The following is a 21,345-nucleotide window of genomic DNA, read 5'->3' as shown; positions in this document are numbered from 1 at the left end:
CTTTTTTCAGGTGTCATAATTTTTGGTTCTTAGGGGTGGTGAATATGGATTTACGCAGGAAATTTTTTCTGTTGTCCGGACTGGCAGGGCTGTTTATGGCGGTTATTTCCGTGATCGGCTTCTATACGGCATATACCAATCTGGAGAGCAGCGTGGAAAAGGAATTTGAGGCGGTGGTTGCTGCCAGCACCAATGACATGGATGGCTGGCTCCGCAGCAAGGGTATGGCAGCTGTACACACAGCCAGCATGCTGGAATCCCTGCAGGGCAATCCGGCTCAGCAGCTTAGGGAAGTGCTGGGAACGGCCGCCAATGACAAGGAGATACTGGATATTTCCTATGGCAGCGAGGATGGCAGATTTTTGTGCTATCATGATGGTGATATTACGGCGGAGCTGGATCCCCGTACCCGTGACTGGTACAAGGATACCAGGCAGCTGAATTCAGGTGACCTGCTGGTAACGGAGGCTTACCAGGACGGCAGCTCCAAAAAAATGGTTGTTACAGCAGCTACGCCTGTAAAGCCAGGTGGCAGCTTTATTGGTGCTGTTTGTGCAGATGTAACGCTGGACACCTTGCAGCAGCAGGCAGCTAGCATGAAGTATCGTGGCGAAGGCGATAGCTATGTTATTGAGCCAAACGGCAATGTGCTGGCAGCAGACCGGCAGGAGCTGGTTATGAATAATATCAGCGAGGCCGATGGCATCGGCGTGCACTTCAAGGAAATGCTGGAAAATAAGCAAGGTGTTTTCTTTGCTGATATAAATGGCACGGACAAGGTAATTGCTTATGCCACCATGCCTGTCAGCGGCTGGATTACCTGTGTCAGCGTTGATGAGGCGTTTGTATTTGACGCTGTAAACACTATGAAGCTGATTTATTCCCTGCTGACTTTGGCGGGAATTTTGCTGACGGTTGCTATGTGCCTGAAGATGTCGGCAAAGATTACCGGTGCTGTGCTGGAGCTGAAGAATCATGCTGAGCAGCTGTCCAAGGGCAATCTGCACATGGATAATGTGGTTATAGATTCTGAGGATGAAATCGGCCATCTGGCACAATCCTTTAATGCCATGAGCGATAATCTGCGCAAGCTGATTACCAAGATGGCAAGCACCTCGGAGCAGGTGGCAGCATCTTCGGAGGAGCTGACAGCCAATGCCAGCCAGTCTGCAGAGAGTGCTGTCCAGGTGGCAGATACTGCCGGCGAGGTAAGCAAAAACATGGATATTCAGCTGGATGATATCGACAAGGCAAAGAAAAATGTGGATTCAGTGTTCAATGATGTCAGCAATATGGCAGCCAAGGCAAAAACAGTTACTCAGGCATCCAGTGATACGGCAGCTGCAGCTCAGGAAGGTTCCCGGCTGATGGATGAGGCTATTCTCCGCATGGGGGAGATTGAGAAAAATGTTATGGCATCGGCAGCTATGGTCAGGAAGCTGGGGGAAAATTCCCAGGCTATCGGTCAGATTGTGGAGGCGATTTCCTCAATTTCCGACCAGACAAACCTGCTGGCACTGAATGCGGCAATTGAGGCGGCACGGGCTGGCGAGGCAGGCAGAGGCTTTGCCGTAGTAGCAGAGGAAGTCCGCAAGCTGGCAGCTGAGTCCCAGAGCTCTGCCGAGGAAATCAGAAATCGCATTGGCAGTATTCAGGCTGATACGCAGGAAACAGTGGATGCCATGGAAAAGGGTACCAGCGAGGTGGTGGATGGCACCAAGGCTATTCGCCAGGTCGGTGCTCAGTTCCAGGGAATTCTGGATATGGTGAACGATATCCAAAAGCAGATGGCGGAAATTCAGTCTTCTGTAGATACAGTATCCAATGGTGCTACGGAAATCGTGCAGGCGGTGGATGAAATTGACAGCATCAGCCGCAAGACGGCAGATAATACCAAGGTTATTTCCAGTGAGACGGAGCAGCAGTCGGCTTCCAACGAGGAGATTGCGGCAGCATCCAAGTCACTGGCAGACCTTGCCATGGAAATGCAGGAGGCTATCGGCAAATTCCGCGTCTAGGAATGCAATATCGTGTGCATTAAATATTGAGTCATGTGGCGTGACTTGAATTTGATATGGATGTAACGCGGGATAAATAGCGATTTATCATTTTGTGGTATCTGTTCAGACCAAGAGAGGGACAGGTGCGGCATGTACCCAAAGAAAACCTTTGTTGTACCTCGGTGCTTAGCGAGTCGCGAGCCGCCAGGCGAAGCGAGAGCTTAGCATCCGCTAGGTACAACGAGGAGCGAGAGCGGGTTTTCTATGGGTACTGCCGCTGCCTGTCCCTTTTTATGTCTGAACAGAGTGCAGATTAATGCAAATTAATGCAGATTGCATAGTGTATATCACACAAAATTTCATGGCACACATTACAGAATTTCAACTTTCATACATCCATAATGGCAAAGTAAAATTCCCCTAAATTATTTTTAAAATTTATGCTTTAGCAGTGTATTGTTAGCAAAATTTATGGTATAATGTCATGGTCAATGGGCAAATTACTTTGTCCGCTGATTTAAATAATATTCAAACGATGACGATATTTCGTCGGAGGAGGAATATGAGGGAAATTTTATTGACAGGTACCAGGCAGCTGCTGAAGGCGCTGGCGGTCTGTACCCTGCTGTGCGCAAGCACCCTGTGGGGCATGGGCAGGCCGGAGCTTTTAGGCGGTTTGATGGCAGGCTATGCCACAGGGCTGGTCTGGTATGGCGTAATGTTTGGCAGGCTGTGGCGCAGTGCGGATATGACTGTGTCTCAGGCAAAGCAGCAGGTGGTGGTAGGAGCCATTTTGCGGCTCTTGCTGATGGGAGCTGTGTTCTGGGCGGCAATTCAGGTGTCCTTTGGGCAGTTTCTTGCTACGGTGGCAGGCTTCGGCATTGTCTATGTGCTGGGCATGGTGCTCCTGATGCTGGCAAACAGGAAGCTTTTTCGCCAATAAAATGTCATGAAATTTCAAGGGGTGTGACAGTCGCTGCCCTGCAAGACAGCGCACTGCACCAAAAAGGAGGTAGAGGTATATGCACGAAATTGGTGTTCGCGAAACAGTGCAGTTTGCCGGCCTGACCTTCAATTGGGAAACCTTGGTGATGACCTGGATTACCATGGCAATCGTTATTTTGATTGCTTTTTTGGCCTCCAGGAGTCTCAAGCTGGTGCCGACAGGCGCCCAGAATGTAGTTGAGATGCTCATCGTCTGGCTCCGCGAGCAGGTACACAACAACCTGGGAACCAGAGGCGATTTTTTGACGCCTTTGATCGTTACCCTGTTCCTGTTCCTGGTGATTTCCAACTGGCTTGGTCTGGTGCCTAGGATGGCATCACCGACAAATGATCTGAACACCACACTGGGGCTTGCTCTGCTGATGGTACTCATTGTCCATGTTCTCGGCATCTACATGAAGGGAATGCACTACATCAAGCATTTCTTCCAGCCGGTAGCGCCTTTCGTGGTCATCAACGCCATCGAGGAGGTAGCAAAGCCTATCACCCTGTCCTTCCGTCTATTCGGCAACATCATGGCAGGTGAGATTCTCATCATCATCCTGCTGAAGCTGGTGCCAATCTGGATGCCGATACCATCTGTGGTATGGCTGGCCTTCAGTATCTTTATCGGCGGAGTTCAGGCATTCATCTTCACCAGCCTGTCCCTGGCTTACTTAGCCAACGCGGTCAAGGAAAGTGAAGAATAGTAGTTCCCATTTCAGTTATTATTTATTGATTTACTTAGAGGAGGATTTTTCTAATGGAAAACGCAATTATGGTAGCAGCCGCTCTGCTGGGCGCAGGTATTACTATGGGTTTGGCAGCAATTGGTGCCGGTCTCGGCGATAGCCTTGTAGCAAGCAAGTTCATCGAGGGCCTGACTCGTCAGCCTGAGGCAAAGAACGTACTGTTCACCAACACCCTGATTTCTATCGGTCTGGTAGAGTCCATGGCAATTATCGCAACCGTTATTGCCCTGATCATGCTCTTTGCAAATCCACTCATCAAATAAGAAAGCTATTTGTGGTGTGATTTTTAGAGGAGGCAATAGAATTGATAGATATTAATGCAACACTGGTTGCTCAGATGCTGAACTTCTTGATTCTGGTTGTCGTTCTCCGTTTGGTTGCCTACAAGCCGATTGTAAAGATGCTGGAGGAACGCTCCCAGCGTATTGCCGGCAGCATCAAAAAAGCTGATGAGGATGCAGCAGCTGCCGAAGCTACCCTGAAGGAGTACAAGGCACAGCTTGCCACCGCACGCACCAAGGCCCAGGAAATTATGGACAAGGCCGAGAAGCGCGCCCAGGACGAGCATGCTGAGAAAATCCAGGCAACTCAGGCTGTAATCAAGCAGATGAAGGAGAATGCCGAAGAGCAGATTCAGCGGGAGCGTGCCCAGGCTGTGGAGGTATTGAAGGGGCAGATGGTAGCCCTGTCAATGGCCGCAGCTCAGAAGATTGTTTCCAAGAATATGGATGCTGCTGAAAACGAAGCTCTTGTCAGCGAATTCATTGAACAGCTGGACAAGAACAAGATTGGTGATTTGCCATGCTAAATATACAGCTTGCCCGTAAATACGGGATGGCAATTTTTGAGATTGCCCAAGACGAAAAGAAGCTTGAGAAATACGGCAAGGAGCTTGACGAGGTAAGCCAGGCTGTTTTTTCCCAGGCTGAACTGAAGGACTTCCTGACAAATCCGCAGATACAGCCCCAGGACAAGAAAGAGGTGCTCCTGAAGCTCCTCAAGTCCCAGGTTTCACCTTTGATGATGAACTTTCTGCTTCTGCTGGTTGACAAGCGCCGCATGGGGCTGCTAGAGGCCATTAACGACTGCTATCAGGAGCTGTCCAACAAGGCACAGGGTATCATCATTGCCGATGTTACCACTGCTTATGACCTGAAGGCAGAGCTGAAGGCTCGCCTGAGCAGCAAGCTGGAGTCCGTAACCGGCAAAAAGGTTGCGCTCCGTACCCACAATGACAAGTCCATCATCGGCGGCATTGTGGTAAAAATCGGTGATACCCGCATTGACGGCAGTGTTGCCGGCCGCTTGCAGGCTCTCAAGGCTGAATTAATGGCAAGTAATTGATAAAATTGGGGTGACAGCGAAGTATGAAAATGAATCCGGAAGAAATAACTGCCATCATCAAAGATCAGATCAAGAATTATGCTGTTGATCTGAATGTTGATGAGGTTGGCACTGTTATCGAAATCGGTGACGGCATCGCCCATATCCACGGCCTGAACAAGGCTATGGCAGGTGAGCTGCTGGATTTTGGTAACAATATATATGGCCTGGTTCTGAACCTGGAGCAGGATAACGTCGGTGCCGTTATTCTCGGTGGCGAGACCGAGATTAAGGAAGGTGCCGAGGTAAAGAGAACCGGCACTATCATGCAGGTTCCAGTAGGCGAGGCCATGATTGGCCGCGTAGTAGATGCCCTGGGCCGTCCTATTGATGGCAAGGGTCCTATCAACACTACGGAAACCCGTCCTGTAGAGTTCAACGCTCCTGGTATTGCAGACAGAATGTCTGTACATGAGCCTCTGCAGACCGGTATCAAGGCACTGGATGCCCTGGTACCAATCGGCCGCGGCCAGCGCGAGCTGATTATCGGTGACCGCGGTACTGGTAAGACTGCGATTGCTGTAGATACCATTCTGAACCAGAAGGGCCAGAACTGTATCTGCATTTATGTGGCTATCGGTCAGAAGGCTTCTACCGTAGCCCGTGTAGTAAAGAATCTTGAGGATGCAGGCGCCATGGAGTATTCCATCGTGGTAGCTGCTACCGCTGCTGAGTCTGCGCCTTTGCAGTACCTGGCTCCTTATGCCGGTGTTGCCATGGCTGAGTATTTCATGTACAAGAAGAACGAGCAGGGCCAGGGCGGTCACTGCCTCTGCGTATACGATGACCTGACTAAGCACGCAGCTGCATACCGTGCTATGTCCCTGCTGCTCCGCAGGCCGCCAGGACGTGAGGCATATCCGGGCGATGTATTCTATTTGCATTCCCGCCTTTTGGAGCGCGCTGCAAAGCTGTCTGATGACCTGGGTGCAGGCTCTATTACTGCCCTGCCAATCATCGAGACTCTGGCAGGCGACCTTTCCGCCTACATTCCAACTAACGTAATTTCCATTACTGATGGCCAGATCATGCTGGAGACCGATGCTTTCTATTCCGGTATCCGTCCTGCTATCAGCGTAGGCTTGTCCGTATCCCGTGTAGGCGGTTCTGCCCAGATCAAGGCTATGAAGCAGGTTGCAGGTACCATGCGCCTGGATTTGGCACAGTACCGCGAGCTGGCAGCTTTCTCCCAGTTTGCATCTGACCTGGATGCCGCTACCAAGGCACAGCTGGACCGCGGTGTCCGCATGGTTGAGACCTTGAAGCAGGCCCAGTATTCCCCTATGTCCGTTGAGGACCAGGTACTGGTAATCTTCACGGCTGTTCGTGGCTACCTGACCGATATTCCTGTGGAGAAGGTTGTTACCTTCCAGACAGACTATATCAAGTTCATGCACAACGAGCATCCTGAGATTGGTGCGAAGATTGCGGAGCAGAAGAAGCTGGATGATGCTTTGGAAGCCGCTATTTCCAAGTCTATTGAGGAATTTAAGGAAACCGTAACATATAAAATGGCATAAGGCAGCGAGGTGATTTTATTTGGCTAGTTTACAGGATATACGCCGTCGTATCAAGAGCGTAAAGAGTATTCAGCAAATCACAAATGCTATGAACATGGTAGCAACCTCCCGTTTGCGCCGGGCAAAGGAGGCGGCTGTTGCCAACAAGCCTTATGCAGATAAAATGGCACAGGTAGTATCGGATATTGCCGCCAATGCCGGGGATTTTTCCCATCCGCTGCTGGAGAAGCGTACTGAGGGCAAGCGCCTCATCCTGGTGCTGGCTTCCGACAAGGGACTGGCTGGCGCCTATGCCAGCAACGCCTTCAAGGAGGCTGTGGCACAGGTGGAGGACAAGGCGTCTACGGAGATTGTTGCCGTGGGCCGCAAGACAGATACCTTCTTCAGGAATCGCAGCTATGATGTGGTTAAGTCCTATGCAGGCATCAGCGAGCGTCCTTCCTACGAGCATGCCAAGGAGATTGCCAATGACCTTATCAGCCGCTTTGCTGATGGCGAGGTCAAGGAAATCTACATGGTATATACCCGTTTTGTGTCGGCTATCAGCTGCGTGCCGGAAACCGTCAAGCTCCTGCCTTTCAGCGATTTGGCAGGGGAGGGCGGCTCCCATGCAGAGTACATCTATGAGCCAAGTGCCGCCGAGGTGCTGGGCTTCATGCTGCCGCAGTATCTGGTTACTACAATCTATGCCGCTCTTTTGCAGTCAGCAGCCAGCGAGCTCAGTTCCCGCATGAACGCTATGAGCAACGCTACTGACAATGCACAGGAGCTTATCGCAAAACTTGATTTGCATTATAACAAAGTTCGTCAGGCCAACATTACCCGCGAGATTACTGAAATCGTGGGTGGTGCTGAGGCACTGAAATAAGGGGGTTTACCATTGGCAAAGGGTAAAGTCGTACAGGTAATCGGACCTGTCGTAGATATTGAATTTCCAGCAGGCCAGCTGCCGGAAATCCTCAATGCAGTTACAATCCAGGGTAAAGCCGGCGATGTGAACATTGACTTGGTAGTAGAGGTTATGCAGCATCTGGGTGACTCCGTTACCCGCTGCATCGCCATGAGCTCTACTGATGGTCTTACACGCGGTATGGAGGCTGTTGATACCGGCGCGCCTATCAAGGTGCCGGTTGGTGACGCCTGCCTTGGTCGAGTATTTAATATTCTTGGTCAGACTGTTGACCACAATCCTGCCCCTGTTGGCAACGAGGAGTTCTGGCCGATTCATCGTCCAGCTCCAAAGTTTGATGAGCAGGAAACTTCCACCCAGATTCTGGAGACCGGCATCAAGGTCGTTGACCTGATTGCGCCTTACTCCCGCGGTGGTAAAATCGGTCTGTTCGGCGGTGCCGGTGTAGGCAAGACCGTACTTATCATGGAGCTTATCCATAACATCGCTACCCAGCACGGCGGTTATTCCGTATTTGCCGGTGTAGGCGAGCGTACCCGTGAGGGTAATGACCTGTGGTCCGAGATGACCGAGTCCGGCGTTATCGACAAGACTGCGCTGGTATACGGTCAGATGAACGAGCCGCCAGGAGCCCGTATGCGCGTGGCACTGACCGGCCTGACCATGGCTGAGTATTTCCGTGATGTGCAGGGCCAGGACGTGCTGCTGTTCATCGATAACATTTTCCGTTTCATTCAGGCTGGTTCCGAGGTATCCGCACTGCTGGGCCGTATGCCTTCCGCAGTAGGTTATCAGCCTACCCTGACCACCGATATCGGTGCGCTGCAGGAGCGTATTACCTCCACCAAGAAGGGTTCCATCACTTCCGTACAGGCCGTATATGTGCCGGCGGATGACCTGACTGACCCTGCACCTGCCGGAACATTTACCCATCTGGATGCAACCACTGTACTTTCCCGTCAGATTGCCGAGCTGGGTATTTATCCTGCTGTGGACCCGCTGGACTCCACCTCCCGTATCCTGGACCCGAATGTTATCGGCCAGGAGCATTATGAGGTAGCCCGCGGCGTGCAGGCTGTGCTGCAGAAGTACAAGGAGCTGCAGGATATCATCGCTATTCTGGGTATGGAGGAGCTGTCCGACGAGGATAAGCTGACTGTTGCCCGTGCCAGAAAGATACAGCGTTTCCTGTCCCAGCCGTTTGCCGTAGCAGAGGTATTTACCGGCACTCCTGGTAAGTATGTAGAGCTGCGTGACACTATCCGCGGCTTCAAGGAAATTCTTGAGGGCAAGTATGATGACCTGCCGGAGGCTGCCTTCTACATGGTGGGCGGCATCGAGGAAGTTATTGCAAAGGCGGAGCAGCTGAAGAAGGAGGGCTAATCAATGGCTACTATCAAGCTAGAGATTGTATCTCCTGACAAGGTTGTTTACTCAGCCGATATAAATATGCTGATTGTCCGTTCCACAGCCGGTGAGCTGGGCATCCTGCCTCATCATGCGCCGCTGGTAACAGGCCTGGTGCCTCATGCCATGCGTGTCAAGATTGGCAGCAACGAGTCCCTGATTGCCGTGGCTGGCGGCTTTATGGAGGTGCAGCCGGAAAAGATTACCGTGCTGGCTTCTGCTGCCGAGCTGCCTGTGGAGATTGATGTGCTGAGAGCCCAGAAGGCTTATGACCGTGCCAGGAAGCGCCTGGAGGAGTTCAAGAACTGCACTTCTTCCGCTGAGTGCCCTGTGGACGGCCAGCGGGCCGAGGCTGCCCTGCATCGCGCCATGGCGCGTCTGACTGCTTCCGGCAACCCGGTGGCATAACGGTACATAATGCAAAAAAATAGGCTATTTCAGCCTATAATATAGCAGTTAAGTCGCAGTACGGAAGCATGATACTCCCATACTGCGACTTTTTAAATTTCGGTTTGTCGTAGTGCTGGTTTGTTACTTCGTGCATATACTGACGTAATTTGATACTTCGCGGACTCTGTTCAGATTAAAGTGGGATGGTCTACGGCAGTGCCCTCAGAAACACGCTCTCGCTCCTAGTTGTGCCTAGCGGATGCTAAGTTCTCGCTTCGCCTGACGGCTCGCGAATCACTAAGCACCGAGGCACAACAAAGGTTTCTGATGGCACATGCCGCAACCCATCCCTTTCTTGTCTGAACAGATACAACAAAATAATACCACGATATTCAGTTAGTATGAAGCTGTAGCAGCTAATCCTGCTTTACGAGCAAGCCTGAAAAGGAGGAGCCGGGAGGCTGACGAAACTTGCTACTGCCGACCGTTGTATAAACTGAAATTTACATTATTGTTTTGGGTTGTATTCAACTATCTTAATTCCCTTGTGCTGGTTCAGGTCAATAACATTGTCCTGGTCGATGCGTACCAGCGGATGCTCGGCAAAGTCATGAGGATAGTTGATGATAGTACCGGCAAGACCGTTGTTCAGCACTACGGTAGAGCCCAGGAAGGCATCCTTGATGCGCTTCAGGATTGCCACGCTGATAGTAGGGTCCAGCTTGGTGTACATCTGCTCCGTGATTTTGGCAATGGCCGTAAAAGGAGTCTGGCGCACAAAGCCCTCTCGTTCAGTGGTGATATTGTCGTACAAATCAGCAATGGCAATAATCCTTGCATACTCATGAATTTCTTCCCCTTTGGTGGCAAAAGGGAAGCCGCTGCCGTCCATGCATTCATGGTGCTGCAGTGCCGCCAGCTTGACGCCCTCAGGAATCTTCTTGTTTTCATTCAGCAGGTGGGAGCCGTCAATAGTATGCTGCATATAACGCTCAAAATCCTCACCATTCAAGGTTTCTACCCGGCGTGACTGCAGGCGTGGCGGAAACTTTGTCTTGCCGATATCATGCAGAAAACCGGCAAGAATCAGCTCATTGACCACGCTGGCCTTCTTGTACATCCATTTGCCGATGACACCGGCAAGGATGGAAACACGCATGGAATGGTTATACAGGTCATCAGCCATGTGGTTAAGTCCGTACAGGTAGTCAATAACACCGCTCTGCTTGGACATTGGGGCAAGGGAATCCTGCACCAATGTCTGGGTTTTCTCCACTGGGATTTCTCCGTTGTTGGTAGTTGCTTCAAAAATGTTGTTGACCTCGCGGATAACCTCCCTGTATTCAGCCGCAAAGGCGTTGCTGCGGTTGAATATGGTCATGACAGACTGATAATTCGGGCTGAGCTCGTACTCATCCTTGACATAGACCTGCGGGATATTCAGAAAACTGAGCCTGGTAATGTGTGCCTTGGTCAGCAGGGTGTTCTCTGAAAGAATGACAACCATATCATCGTTGACAACGGTACGGGCTAGTTCCATACCTGCCTGCAGCTGGCCGACTGTTAGAGCTTTCATAATGGAATCTCCTTTTCTACTTGCTATATATGTATATATCGTATATTGTATTAGACATTTATATATAATATCCTATCATATTTGGAGAAAAAAAATAAGGGGACATAAGTAGTGGAATGTCTCCTTATTTTTGACTAGTTTTTATTTGACAGTCCCTGCTGCAAAAACGGTGACGGATTTCCATGTTTCATCCTTCTTCAGGATTGGCTGCGGAAATTCCGGATGGGCAGGGGAGTTGGGATAATACTGGGTTTCCAGGGCAAAGCTGCTGCGCTTTCCGTAGCTTATGCCCCCCTTGCCAGGCGTGCCGTCAAGGAAATTGCCGCTATAGAACTGCAAGCCAGGCAGGTCCGTATAGACAGTCAGGCTGATGCCGCTCTTGTCTCCCTCTGCATAGGCAGCTTTGTGAAGGCTGGTTTCCTTTTGGTCACTGAGAATCCAGTTGTGGTCGTAGCCTGCACCCCACTGCAGCTGCTGGAAACTGTCATCAATGCGCTCACCGATGGCAGTCAGCTGGCGAAAATCCATAGGTGTGCCTGCCGCCTGGTAGATTGTGCCATTTGGCAGGGACTCTGCATCAGCTTCCGTCAGGCGGTCAGCGAAAATCTGCAGCCTGTGCCCGAGGATGCTGCCATCCTGGCAGCCGTTCAGGTTGAAATAGCTGTGGTTGGTCAGGTTGCAGATGGTATCCGCATCGGAAAATGCCTCATAAGAAATCCTCAGTGCGTTGTCCTCAGTCAGCTCGTAGGTCACATGCACCTTGAAATTGCCCGGGAAGCCGCCGTCCCCGTCCGGGCTGAAATAGGTCATTACCAGCTTGCCCTCCTGCTCAGCCGCCCCCCACAGCTGGCAGTGAAAGCCCCGGCTGCCGCTGTGGAGGCTGTTGGTTTGGCGTGGCCCGTCATTTGCCTCCAGCTGATAATCAGTGCCATTTATAGTAACCCTGGCATGCTGGATGCGGTTGGCGTGGCGTCCTACGATGGCCCCCATGTAAAAGGCTTCGGCTTCGTAGCCTGCGGCATCGTCAAAGCCCCGCACAATATCCTGCATTTTGCCATTTTTGTCAGGTACCAGGAAGCTCTGAAGCCTTGCACCGTAGGTAATGATGCCGGCACTGGCGCCGCTGCTATTTTTCAGCCTGTAGAGATAAACCATGCTGCCGTTTTGCAGCCTGCCAAATTCAGATTTTGTGATTTCTGCCATAAAGAATCCCCTCTTTTGCCTTTAATGTCGAAAAAATCTCCTACTCTGACTATACCACGGGGAAGGCAGGGTAGTCAAAAAAAATAGTGAAAACTGAAATGGTTTTCATGCTATGAAAATCCCCTGATACCGGTAGGAAGGTCTGTGTGCCATTTTTCACCTGATATAGCATGGAAAAAGGGCTTCCAGCAAGCTGTGCACGATGGCACAGCTTTGTTCAAAAAACTTACAAAAATAAAATGTGCACGGACACAAAAAGTTATTGACAAGCTATTTAAAATGGAGTATTATACAGATAACGAAGATGTGAGATGAGGAAATACTAAAAAAATGGTGTATTTTCAGAATCTTTTTCTTTATGCATGACCGGACAGGAGGCAGCAAGGGGGCTTTCGTATCAGGGGTGCGGATTAAAAAAAGAGGAGGGTATGAAGGAAATTTATCCGCCATAGGGGATGGCGGATGACATGAGGGTTGTGTGAAAGACGCTTAGTGAAAAGGAGAGGTTGTTAATGAAGAAGATAATAGCGTTAGTTATCTCTATGATGATGCTACTGCTGGCTGTAGGCTGCGGTGGCGGTGATGAAAAGAAGGCTGATGGGGACAAGAAGATTACTATGGGATTTTCCCAGATTGGTGCCGAGTCTGAGTGGCGTACTGCCAACACCGAGTCAGTAAAGGAAGCAGCCAAGGCAGCAGGTATTGACCTGCAGTTCTCTGATGCCCAGCAGAAGCAGGAAAATCAGATAAAGGCTATCCGCTCCTTCATTGCTCAGGGCGTTGACGTTATTGCCTTCGTGCCAATCGTTGAGACTGGCTGGGATACCGTTCTGAAAGAGGCAAAGGATGCCAAGATTCCTGTAATCATCGTTGATCGTGACCTGAAGGTAGAGGATGATTCCCTGTATGTGGCAAAAATCGGTACCAACATGATTACCGAGGGTGAAAAGGGCTTTGAGTGGCTGGCAAAGTATGCCAACGAGAAGCAGCTTAAGCCTCGTGATGGCGGCCAGCAACTGAATATCGTTGTGCTGGAGGGCACTGTAGGCTCTACCGCAGCTCTGGGCCGTACCAAGGGCTTTAACGATGCAATGGCAGCTTCCCCTGACAAGGCTAAGTTCAACATCCTGGCTTCTCAGACCGGCGAGTTCACCCGTCAGAAGGGCCAGGAGGTTATGGAGTCCTTCCTGAAGTCCTATGGCAGCAAGATTGATATCCTGGTAGCTCAGAATGACGATATGGCTCTGGGTGCTGTACAGGCTATTGAGGCTGCAGGTCTGAAGCCTGGCAAGGATATCACCATTCTTTCCTTCGATGGCGTAAAGGGTATTTTCCAGGCTATGATTGAGGGCAAGACCAACTGCACCGTTGAGTGCAATCCTTTGCAGGGTGAGCTTCTGATGGAGACTGCCAAGAAGGTTCTTGCTGGCGAGAAGGTTGACAAGATTGTATATGTAGAGGAAGGCGTTTTCCCAGCTGAGGTTGCTGAGGCTACTCTGCCATCCCGCAAATACTGATACTGTATAAACTGCATAAAATAGCTTTCAGTGCAAGCTGAAAGGGCAGGAATGGGCCGCGCCCCGGCTCTCAGGGTCTGGGCGTGGTTTTTTATACCCGGGAATAGGCATGTTTTTGTAAGGGGGAGGATTTTTATGGCAGCAGCATTGTTGGAAATGCGGAATATTGACAAAGTATTTCCAGGTGTCAGGGCCTTGTCAAATGTTGATTTTACCCTCCATGCAGGTGAAATTCATTCACTGATGGGAGAAAATGGTGCAGGCAAATCAACCTTGGTCAAGGTGCTGACAGGTGTATATCCTAAGGACGGGGGCACAATCCACCTGAACGGCAGGGAAATTTCCCCGAAGACGCCGAAGGAGGCGCAGGAGGAGGGCATTTCCACCGTATATCAGGAGGTCAATCTCTGTCCTAACCTGACTGTGGCAGAGAACATTTTTATTGGCAGGGAGCCGCGCAGGTTTGGCTTCATTGACTGGAAGGAAGTCAACAGAAGGTCTGTCGAGCTTTTGCAGAAGCTTGATGTGGATATCGATGTAAACAAGACATTGGATAATTACCCGGTAGCAATCCAGCAGATGGTGGCTATCGCCAGAGCTGTGGATGTAGATGCTAAAATCCTCATTCTGGATGAGCCGACCTCATCCCTGAATGAAGGCGAAACAGCCAGATTGTTTAAGATTGTACGGCAGCTCCAGAAGCAGGGCATGGGCATTATCTTTATTTCTCATTTCTTAGAGCAGATTTATGAGCTTTGCGACCATATCACCATTTTGCGCAATGGCGAGCTGGTAGGCTCCTATGAGCTGGCAAAGCTGCCAAGGCTTGAACTCATCGCCAGGATGGTCGGCAAGGACCTGAATGACGTTAAGGATATGGACAAGATGGCGGAAAAGAGTGTTCCGTCAGAGGAAGTGTTTATTGAGACTGACCACGCTGCCAGCATCGGGCAGATAAAGGATGTTTCACTGCAAATCCACAAGGGCGAGGTTATCGGCTTTGCCGGTCTCCTTGGCTCCGGACGCACGGAGACAGCGGAAATGCTCTTTGGCTTGAAGGATGTAACAGGCGGCCAGCTGAAAATAAACGGCAAGGCTGAAAAGCTGGCAAATCCTATGGCTGCCATGAAGGATGGTATTGCCTTCTGCCCGGAGGATAGAAAGCTGGCAGGTATCATAGGTGATTTGACGGTACGGGAGAACATCATCCTGGCATTGCAGGCCATGGACGGCATGTTTACTCATATTCCTTACAGCGAGCAGGTGAAGCTGGCGGACCAGTTTATTGAAAAGCTGCGCATCAAGGTGTCTGACCGTGACCAGCTAATCAAGAATCTTTCCGGCGGCAACCAGCAAAAGGTAATTATCGCCCGCTGGCTTGCCACCCATCCACAGTTCCTCATTCTGGACGAGCCTACTCGCGGCATAGATGTGGGCACCAAGACGGAAATCCAGAAGATGGCGGTGGAGCTGGCAAAGACGGAGGGCATGTCCGTGGCATTTATTTCCAGCGAAATGGACGAGATGGTGCGTACCTGCTCCAAGCTGATTGTTATGAGGGATCGCAAGAAGGTGGCGGAGCTGACGGGGGAGCAGGTAAGCTCAGACGGTGTTATGCAGGCTATTGCCGGAGGTGACAACTAATGGAAAAGCTAAAGAATTTTACATCCAGCTCATTGTTTTTGCCGGTGGTTGCCCTGGCAGCCCTGCTGGTTTTCAATGGTATTTTCGTAGAGGGGTTCTTTGACATTCAGGTGACGGAGGACGGCAGGCTGTTTGGCAGAATGATTGATATTCTTACCCGTTCCAGCTCTTTGGTTATTCTTTCCCTGGGCATGACCCTGGTTATCGCCACCAGCGGCATTGATATTTCCGTAGGTGCTGTGGTAGCTATCTCCGCTGCTGTGGTCTGCACCCTGATTGGCGGCCGTGGCGATGGCGTGGCGGAAACCCCGATGCTGCTGGCAATGCTTGCCTCTGTGGGGATTGGTATCCTCTGCGGCCTTTGGAACGGCTTGCTGGTAGCCAAGTTTAAAATCCAGGCGGTAGTGGCAACCCTGATTTTGATGACTGCCGGCAGGGGTGTTGCCCAGCTTTTAACTGAGGGTCAGATTATTACTGTTTATTACAAGCCTTTTGCTTCAATTGCCGGGGTTATTCCGGGTATGCCGTTGCCGACCAATGTGTTTATCGCCCTGGCGATGGTGGCATTTGTGGCAATCGTCATGAAGAAGACCAGCATCGGGCTGTTCATCCAGTCAGTAGGCATCAACCCTACTGCTGCCAAGTATGTGGGCATCAACGTAACCATGGTGCTGTTTCTGGTGTATGCCTTTTCCGGCTTCTGCGCAGGCGTTACCGGCCTGATTGAAAGCTCCCTTATCAGGGCAGCTGATGCCAACAATGCCGGACTGAACATGGAGATGGATGCTATTCTGGCAGTGGCCCTGGGCGGTACGCTGCTTTCCGGCGGCAAGTTTTATCTGGGCGGCTCCGTTATTGGTGCCATTACTATCCAGACATTGACGACTACCCTTTACGCTCTGGGCGTATCTGCTGACCAGCTGCCGGTGGTAAAGGCGGTTGCCGTTATTGCCATCTGCCTGATTCAGTCCAGAAAGGCCAGGGTTTTGTTTGAAAAGTGGAAGAACCGCGGCGATGGGGCTGCGGCAGCTGGTGCAAAGGCGGTGAACAAGGCATGAATAAGAAGCTAGGCGAGATAATCGCATCCAAGTATTTTTCCTTCTTTGTGACTGTTATCCTGTTTGCCGTGCTGTACGGAGCAGGTATAGCCATGTACAAAGGCTTTATGAAGCCGCAGGTTTTCCTCAATCTCTTTATTGATAATGCGGCATTGATTATTGTGACTGTGGGTATAACCTTTACACTGCTGATTGGCGGCATTGACCTGTCAGTAGGTGCGGTACTGGCACTGACCTGCATGGTGCTGGCGTGGATTCTGGCCAATACCGGCATTCCTGTCTTTGCAGCGATTTTCATCGTGCTGCTGATGGGAACCTTGTTCGGAGCCTTGCAGGGCTACATCATCGCCAAGTTTGATTTGCAGCCCTTCATCATCACTTTGGCAGGCATGCTGTTCTGCCGCGGCATGACGGCTGTAATTTCCCGGGAGACCATCAATATTACCAATCCTGTTTTTGTGGCCATGGCGGATTTCCGCCTGCCGGTGGGTCCTGGCTTCGTGTCCATGGGCGTGCTGATTGCCCTTGCTGCCCTGATTGTAGCGGCAGTTGTGCTGGGCTTTACCAGATTTGGGCGCAATATCTACGCCCTGGGCGGCAGCGAGTCCTCGGCTTCCCTGATGGGATTGCCTGTGTTCCGCACCAAGGTAAGCGTTTATACCATCAGCGGTTTCTGTTCCTCCCTGGGAGGTATTGTTTATGCCCTGATGATGCTGACAGGCTATAATCTGCACGGCATGGGCATGGAAATGGATGCTATTGCTTCCACCGTTATTGGCGGCACTCTTTTGACCGGCGGCGTTGGCTTCATTCCGGGAGCTTTGTTCGGTGTGCTGATTCAGGGCGTTATCCTGACCTTTATCAGCTTTCAGGGAACTCTGTCCGCCTGGTGGACAAAGATTGTGGTTGGTGCCCTGCTTTGCGTATTTATCATCATGCAGGCGTTTATTACCGAGCATAAGAGCAAGCTGACAGCTCAGAGCTCATTGGAAGAAAACAGCTGACGGGCAAGGGGGAATAAAAGTGTTAGAGGATTTGAAGCAGAAGGTGTATGAGGCAAATATGCTCCTGCCAAAGCATGGGCTGATTACCTTTACCTGGGGCAATGTTTCCGGTATTGACAGGAACTCAGGACTGTTTGTTATCAAGCCTTCCGGGGTGGAATATGATGTGATGAAGCCGGAGGACATGGTGGTTGTTGACCTGGATGGCAACAAGGTGGAGGGGGAGCTGAACCCGTCCTCGGATACGGAAACCCACCGCGTGCTTTACCGGGAATTTCCCAATATCGGCGGCGTGGTGCATACCCATTCCCGCTGGGCGACTACCTTTGCCCAGGCAGGACAGGGCATCAGGGCATACGGCACCACTCAGGCGGATTACTTTTATGGGGAAATTCCCTGCACCCGGGATATGACTTCAGAGGAAATCAAGGGTGCTTATGAATATGAAACCGGCGTGGTTATAGCCGAGACCTTTCGGCAGATTAATCCTGACCATATGCCGGCGGTGCTGGTGAAGAACCACGGGCCTTTTTCATGGGGGACGGACCCCTTCAATGCGGTGCACAATGCCGTAGTGCTGGAGGAGGTGGCCATGATGGCTTTCCATACCCAGTTTTTGACAGGTAGCAGGGAGCCTATGCCACAGGTGCTTTTGGACAAGCATTTTCTGCGGAAGCACGGGCCGGATGCCTACTACGGGCAGAAGAAAAAATAAGCCTCTGTCGGCATGGCTAAATGCCGGGTGTAAGGCAGAAGGAGAAGCAATAAATTACATGGTCTGGTTTTAGGAGATAGAGGAGGGAATTTTGTGGATTTGGAAAAGGTAAAGGCGAAAATTCAGGCAGGGGAAACCGCCCTGGGGATAGAGCTGGGCTCTACCCGCATCAAGGCTGTACTGATGACGGACACCATAGAGACTGTGGCAACAGGCAGCTTCAACTGGGAGAACAGGCTGGAAAATGGCGTATGGACCTATGATTTAGCAGAGGCGTGGCAGGGGATTCAGTCCTGCTACGGGGCGATGGCTGCCAGCGTGCAGGAAAAATACGGCATCAGGCTGGAGAAAATCGGTGCAATGGGCGTCAGTGCCATGATGCACGGCTATCTGCCTTTTAATGCAAAGGATGAGCTGCTGGTGCCATTCCGCACCTGGCGGAACAATATTACAGGACAGGCGGCAGATGAGCTGACCGAGGCACTGGGCTTCAATATTCCTCAGCGCTGGAGCATTGCCCACCTTTATCAGGCGGTGCTGAACAAGGAGCCTCATGTGCCGGAAATAAGCTTCTTTACCACTCTGGCAGGCTATATTCATTGGCAGCTGTGTGGCGAGAAGGTGCTGGGCATAGGCGATGCTTCCGGCATGTTCCCGGTGGATGAGGCTGCCGGTTCCTATGATGCAGGGATGCTGGCGAAATTTGACAGCCTGGAAAAGGTGGAGAAGCAGCCTTGGAAGCTGGCTGACATCCTGCCGGGGGTACTTCCGGCAGGCCGCAGTGCAGGCCGTCTGACAGAAAAAGGGGCAAGGCTTTTGGACCCTGCCGGAAATCTGCAGCCGGGCACATTGATGGCACCGCCGGAGGGCGATGCAGGTACCGGCATGGTGGGCACCAATAGCGTGAGAAAGCGCACCGGCAATATTTCCGTAGGCACTTCGGCTTTTTCTATGAACGTTTTGGAAAAGCCGCTGAAGGCAGTCCACAGGGACATTGATATCGTTACGACGCCTGATGGGGCGCCGGTAGCTATGGTGCATGTCAATAACTGCTCATCGGATATCAATGCCTGGGCAGGTTTGTTTGGAGAATTTGCCGCTGCCCTGGGGATGGAGACGGCTCCTGACAAGCTTTATAGCGTGCTGTTCAATCAGGTACGGCAGGCGGAGCCGGATGCCGGGGGGCTGACCAATTACAGCTTTTTGTCCGGTGAGAACATTACAGCCACCCAGGAGGGGCGTCCTCTGTTTGTGAGGACACCTCATAGCCGCATGAATTTGCCGAATTTTATGCTGGCACAGCTTTATTCGGCATTTGCAGCCCTGAAAATTGGCATGGATGTGCTGATTAACGAGGAAAATGTCAGGACGGATGTGATGCTGGCACAGGGCGGGCTGTTCAAGACACCTGTTATCGGTCAGCAGGTGCTGGCAAATGCTCTGGAAATTCCTATTACCATTATGGACAGTGCCGGCGAGGGCGGTCCGTGGGGCATGGCGGTGCTGGCGGTGTATGCAGGCTTTCATAAGGATGGTATGGATTTGGCAGATTTTCTGGATGAGAAGGTGTTCAAGGGGGCATCCGCCACTACCTTGCAGCCACAGCCGGAAGGGGTAGCTGGCTGCCGCAGGTTTATTCAGCGGTTCCGCAGCGGCATTGCCGTTGAAAATGCTGCCGGGCAGGCGATTGCTGATGAGGGCTGAATGACAGCTATTCCAGGCCTGAGGGGAAGCATCAGGGAGATAATGCAGTACGTTAAGTGCAATAAAATGCAGTGAGATAAAGAGGGGCGAAAGATTATGATGAATATCAAGGATTATGAGTTTTGGTTTGTGGCAGGCAGCCAGCACCTTTATGGCGAGGAGGCTCTGCAAAATGTTGAGAAGAATACAAAGGAGATTGCAGAGTATCTGAATGATACCGGCAAGCTGCCCTATAAGATTGTTTTTAAGGGCGTAATGACTACGGCTGACGGCATCACTCAGTTCATGAAGGATGTCAATTACAATGACAATGTGGCAGGTGTTATTGTCTGGGCACACACCTTCTCACCTGCCAAAAACTGGATTCGTGGTACCAAGCTCCTGCAGAAGCCGCTTCTGCATCTTGCTACCCAGTATCTGGATGAAATTCCTTATGCCACCATTGATTTTGACTATATGAATCTGCATCAGAGTGCTCACGGTGACAGGGAGTATGGCTATATCAACGCCCGTCTTGGCCTCAACAACAAGATTGTCTATGGGCACTGGCGGGATGCGGAGACCGTGGCAGAGATTGCCAGCTGGGAAGATGTGGCGGTTGCCTGCAATGAGAGCTTCAACATTCGTGTGTGCCGCTTTGGCGATACTATGCGTGATGTGGCCTGCACTGAGGGTGACAAGGTGGAAGCCCAGATACAGCTGGGCTGGACTGTTGATTATTATCCTGAGGGGGATTTGGTGGAATATGTCAATGCCGTTACCGAGGCAGAAATTGATGCCGAGTACAAAAAGCTGGCTGATATGTACACCATGACCGTAGGGGATAATCAGAAGGAGCATTTTGAGCACAGTGTGCGCTATCAGCTCCGTGAGTATATTGCTATCAAGAGATTTTTAGATGAGGGAGGCTACAACGCCTTCTGCTCTAACTTCCAGTCATTGCATGGGCTGGAGGAGCTGCCGGGACTGGCTTCCCAGCTTCTGATGCGGGATGGCTATGGCTTTGGCGCAGAGGGTGACTGGAAAATCGCCGCCCTGACCAGGCTGTTGAAGGTGCTTTCCCACAATGACCGCACTGTTTTCATGGAGGACTATACTTTGGACTTGCGGAAGGGGCATGAGGCTATCCTGGGTGCCCACATGCTGGAGGTAGATCCTACCATTGCCAGCGACAAGCCGCGGGTTGAGGTGCATCCTTTGGGCATTGGCGGCAAGGATGACCCGGCGCGCCTGGTATTTACCGGTGCCGAGGGCGATGCCGTGGATGTTACCCTGGCGGATTTCCGCAATGGCATGAAGATGATTTATTATCCTGTGGACTGCCGCAAGCCGGAGGCTGAGACTCCGCACCTGCCGGTGGCAAAGCAGCTTTGGACGCCTAAGTGCGGTCTGAAGAAGGGCTCCGCAGAATGGATTAAGGCTGGCGGCGAGCATCATACCGTGCTCAGCTTTGCCGTTTCCTGCCAGCAGCTTCGCGATCTGGCAGCTATGCTGGGGCTGGAGCTGGTAGAGATAAATTGAGATGCCGCCTGACGTCAGCTGTGAGTTTACAATTTTAGCCTTTCCTTACTCAGTTTT

At 51.4% G+C, this 21,345-nt stretch carries 19 protein-coding genes; 17 read left to right on the top strand and 2 right to left on the bottom strand.

The window, feature by feature from the left end:
• Window positions 1–44 precede the first annotated feature (44 nt).
• The 10 genes from FYJ84_RS03385 to atpC all read left to right on the top strand — a co-directional run bounded on the left by FYJ84_RS03385 (window position 45) and on the right by atpC (window position 9,364).
• Window positions 45–2,018 carry a methyl-accepting chemotaxis protein gene (locus FYJ84_RS03385; RefSeq protein WP_154406148.1) on the top strand — a complete coding sequence of 658 codons (1,974 nt, stop codon included), beginning with the start codon at window positions 45–47 and terminating at the stop codon, window positions 2,016–2,018.
• Between the two features lie 544 nt (window positions 2,019–2,562).
• Complete coding sequence (locus tag FYJ84_RS03380; RefSeq protein WP_154406146.1) at window positions 2,563–2,943, top strand: hypothetical protein; 381 nt, start codon at window positions 2,563–2,565, stop codon at window positions 2,941–2,943.
• Between the two features lie 79 nt (window positions 2,944–3,022).
• Window positions 3,023–3,694 (top strand): F0F1 ATP synthase subunit A, encoded by a 672-nt coding sequence (gene atpB / locus FYJ84_RS03375; RefSeq protein WP_154406144.1) that lies wholly within the window; start codon window positions 3,023–3,025, stop codon window positions 3,692–3,694.
• Between the two features lie 53 nt (window positions 3,695–3,747).
• The gene (atpE, locus tag FYJ84_RS03370) at window positions 3,748–3,999 is read left to right on the top strand and encodes a F0F1 ATP synthase subunit C (protein ID WP_154406142.1); all 252 of its coding nucleotides are present in this window, start codon (window positions 3,748–3,750) and stop codon (window positions 3,997–3,999) included.
• 41 nt (window positions 4,000–4,040) lie between these two features.
• Window positions 4,041–4,544, top strand: coding sequence for a F0F1 ATP synthase subunit B (gene atpF, locus FYJ84_RS03365; protein WP_235901333.1), 504 nt, complete (start codon window positions 4,041–4,043; stop codon window positions 4,542–4,544).
• On the top strand, window positions 4,538–5,080 hold the full coding sequence (gene atpH, locus FYJ84_RS03360; RefSeq protein WP_154406140.1) for an ATP synthase F1 subunit delta: 543 nt from the start codon (window positions 4,538–4,540) through the stop codon (window positions 5,078–5,080). The genes atpF and atpH overlap by 7 nt, the downstream gene beginning before the upstream one ends.
• Before the next feature lie 23 nt (window positions 5,081–5,103).
• Window positions 5,104–6,639: a F0F1 ATP synthase subunit alpha gene (atpA, locus tag FYJ84_RS03355; RefSeq protein ID WP_154406138.1), complete on the top strand. Its 1,536-nt coding sequence runs from the start codon at window positions 5,104–5,106 to the stop codon at window positions 6,637–6,639.
• 19 nt (window positions 6,640–6,658) lie between these two features.
• The gene (atpG, locus tag FYJ84_RS03350; RefSeq protein WP_154406136.1) at window positions 6,659–7,507 is read left to right on the top strand and encodes an ATP synthase F1 subunit gamma; all 849 of its coding nucleotides are present in this window, start codon (window positions 6,659–6,661) and stop codon (window positions 7,505–7,507) included.
• A gap of 12 nt (window positions 7,508–7,519) precedes the next feature.
• Complete coding sequence (atpD, locus tag FYJ84_RS03345) at window positions 7,520–8,932, top strand: F0F1 ATP synthase subunit beta (RefSeq protein WP_154406134.1); 1,413 nt, start codon at window positions 7,520–7,522, stop codon at window positions 8,930–8,932.
• Between the two features lie 3 nt (window positions 8,933–8,935).
• The gene (gene atpC, locus FYJ84_RS03340; protein WP_154406132.1) at window positions 8,936–9,364 is read left to right on the top strand and encodes an ATP synthase F1 subunit epsilon; all 429 of its coding nucleotides are present in this window, start codon (window positions 8,936–8,938) and stop codon (window positions 9,362–9,364) included.
• 490 nt (window positions 9,365–9,854) lie between these two features.
• Here the strand turns inward: atpC and FYJ84_RS03335 are convergent, their stop codons facing one another.
• Together FYJ84_RS03335 and FYJ84_RS03330 are read right to left on the bottom strand one after the other, a co-directional pair.
• A complete protein-coding gene (locus FYJ84_RS03335) occupies window positions 9,855–10,922 on the bottom strand; it encodes an HD-GYP domain-containing protein (protein ID WP_205764078.1) in 1,068 nt (355 codons plus the stop codon).
• Between the two features lie 141 nt (window positions 10,923–11,063).
• Window positions 11,064–12,125, bottom strand: a complete 1,062-nt coding sequence (locus FYJ84_RS03330; protein ID WP_154406130.1) for an aldose epimerase family protein — start codon at window positions 12,123–12,125, stop codon at window positions 11,064–11,066.
• A gap of 512 nt (window positions 12,126–12,637) precedes the next feature.
• Here FYJ84_RS03330 and FYJ84_RS03325 point away from each other — a divergent pair.
• The 7 genes from FYJ84_RS03325 to araA all read left to right on the top strand — a co-directional run bounded on the left by FYJ84_RS03325 (window position 12,638) and on the right by araA (window position 21,288).
• Window positions 12,638–13,642 (top strand): ABC transporter substrate-binding protein, encoded by a 1,005-nt coding sequence (locus FYJ84_RS03325; protein ID WP_154406128.1) that lies wholly within the window; start codon window positions 12,638–12,640, stop codon window positions 13,640–13,642.
• A 135-nt stretch (window positions 13,643–13,777) separates the two neighbouring features.
• Window positions 13,778–15,286: a sugar ABC transporter ATP-binding protein gene (locus FYJ84_RS03320; RefSeq protein WP_154406126.1), complete on the top strand. Its 1,509-nt coding sequence runs from the start codon at window positions 13,778–13,780 to the stop codon at window positions 15,284–15,286.
• A complete protein-coding gene (locus tag FYJ84_RS03315) occupies window positions 15,286–16,344 on the top strand; it encodes an ABC transporter permease (RefSeq protein ID WP_154406124.1) in 1,059 nt (352 codons plus the stop codon). The genes FYJ84_RS03320 and FYJ84_RS03315 overlap by 1 nt, the downstream gene beginning before the upstream one ends.
• Window positions 16,341–17,348, top strand: a complete 1,008-nt coding sequence (gene yjfF / locus FYJ84_RS03310) for a galactofuranose ABC transporter, permease protein YjfF (protein WP_154406122.1) — start codon at window positions 16,341–16,343, stop codon at window positions 17,346–17,348. The genes FYJ84_RS03315 and yjfF overlap by 4 nt, the downstream gene beginning before the upstream one ends.
• Window positions 17,349–17,367: 19 nt before the next feature.
• Window positions 17,368–18,063 carry an L-ribulose-5-phosphate 4-epimerase gene (locus tag FYJ84_RS03305; RefSeq protein WP_328596315.1) on the top strand — a complete coding sequence of 232 codons (696 nt, stop codon included), beginning with the start codon at window positions 17,368–17,370 and terminating at the stop codon, window positions 18,061–18,063.
• A 93-nt stretch (window positions 18,064–18,156) separates the two neighbouring features.
• Window positions 18,157–19,767: a xylulokinase gene (locus FYJ84_RS03300; RefSeq protein ID WP_328596314.1), complete on the top strand. Its 1,611-nt coding sequence runs from the start codon at window positions 18,157–18,159 to the stop codon at window positions 19,765–19,767.
• A gap of 96 nt (window positions 19,768–19,863) precedes the next feature.
• Entirely contained in the window at window positions 19,864–21,288 is a 1,425-nt protein-coding gene (gene araA / locus FYJ84_RS03295; RefSeq protein WP_154406120.1) for an L-arabinose isomerase, read from the top strand.
• Window positions 21,289–21,345 lie beyond the last annotated feature (57 nt).

It is taken from the genome of Anaerovibrio slackiae (assembly GCF_009695585.1).
Lineage (GTDB): Bacteria > Bacillota > Negativicutes > Selenomonadales > Selenomonadaceae > Anaerovibrio > Anaerovibrio slackiae.
This window is presented reverse-complemented; position numbering and strand designations above follow the sequence as displayed.

What these genes read in the sequence shown, in the direction of transcription:
- FYJ84_RS03385 (WP_154406148.1), top strand. Translation starts at nt 45, where the DNA reads ATGGATTTACGCAGGAAATTTTTTCTGTTGTCCGGACTGGCAGGGCTG.
- FYJ84_RS03380 (WP_154406146.1), top strand. Translation starts at nt 2,563, where the DNA reads ATGAGGGAAATTTTATTGACAGGTACCAGGCAGCTGCTGAAGGCGCTG.
- atpB (WP_154406144.1), top strand. Translation starts at nt 3,023, where the DNA reads ATGCACGAAATTGGTGTTCGCGAAACAGTGCAGTTTGCCGGCCTGACC.
- atpE (WP_154406142.1), top strand. Translation starts at nt 3,748, where the DNA reads ATGGAAAACGCAATTATGGTAGCAGCCGCTCTGCTGGGCGCAGGTATT.
- atpH (WP_154406140.1), top strand. Translation starts at nt 4,538, where the DNA reads ATGCTAAATATACAGCTTGCCCGTAAATACGGGATGGCAATTTTTGAG.
- atpA (WP_154406138.1), top strand. Translation starts at nt 5,104, where the DNA reads ATGAAAATGAATCCGGAAGAAATAACTGCCATCATCAAAGATCAGATC.
- atpC (WP_154406132.1), top strand. Translation starts at nt 8,936, where the DNA reads ATGGCTACTATCAAGCTAGAGATTGTATCTCCTGACAAGGTTGTTTAC.
- FYJ84_RS03335 (WP_205764078.1), bottom strand. Translation starts at nt 10,922, where the DNA reads ATGAAAGCTCTAACAGTCGGCCAGCTGCAGGCAGGTATGGAACTAGCC.
- FYJ84_RS03330 (WP_154406130.1), bottom strand. Translation starts at nt 12,125, where the DNA reads ATGGCAGAAATCACAAAATCTGAATTTGGCAGGCTGCAAAACGGCAGC.
- FYJ84_RS03325 (WP_154406128.1), top strand. Translation starts at nt 12,638, where the DNA reads ATGAAGAAGATAATAGCGTTAGTTATCTCTATGATGATGCTACTGCTG.
- FYJ84_RS03320 (WP_154406126.1), top strand. Translation starts at nt 13,778, where the DNA reads ATGGCAGCAGCATTGTTGGAAATGCGGAATATTGACAAAGTATTTCCA.
- FYJ84_RS03315 (WP_154406124.1), top strand. Translation starts at nt 15,286, where the DNA reads ATGGAAAAGCTAAAGAATTTTACATCCAGCTCATTGTTTTTGCCGGTG.
- yjfF (WP_154406122.1), top strand. Translation starts at nt 16,341, where the DNA reads ATGAATAAGAAGCTAGGCGAGATAATCGCATCCAAGTATTTTTCCTTC.
- araA (WP_154406120.1), top strand. Translation starts at nt 19,864, where the DNA reads ATGATGAATATCAAGGATTATGAGTTTTGGTTTGTGGCAGGCAGCCAG.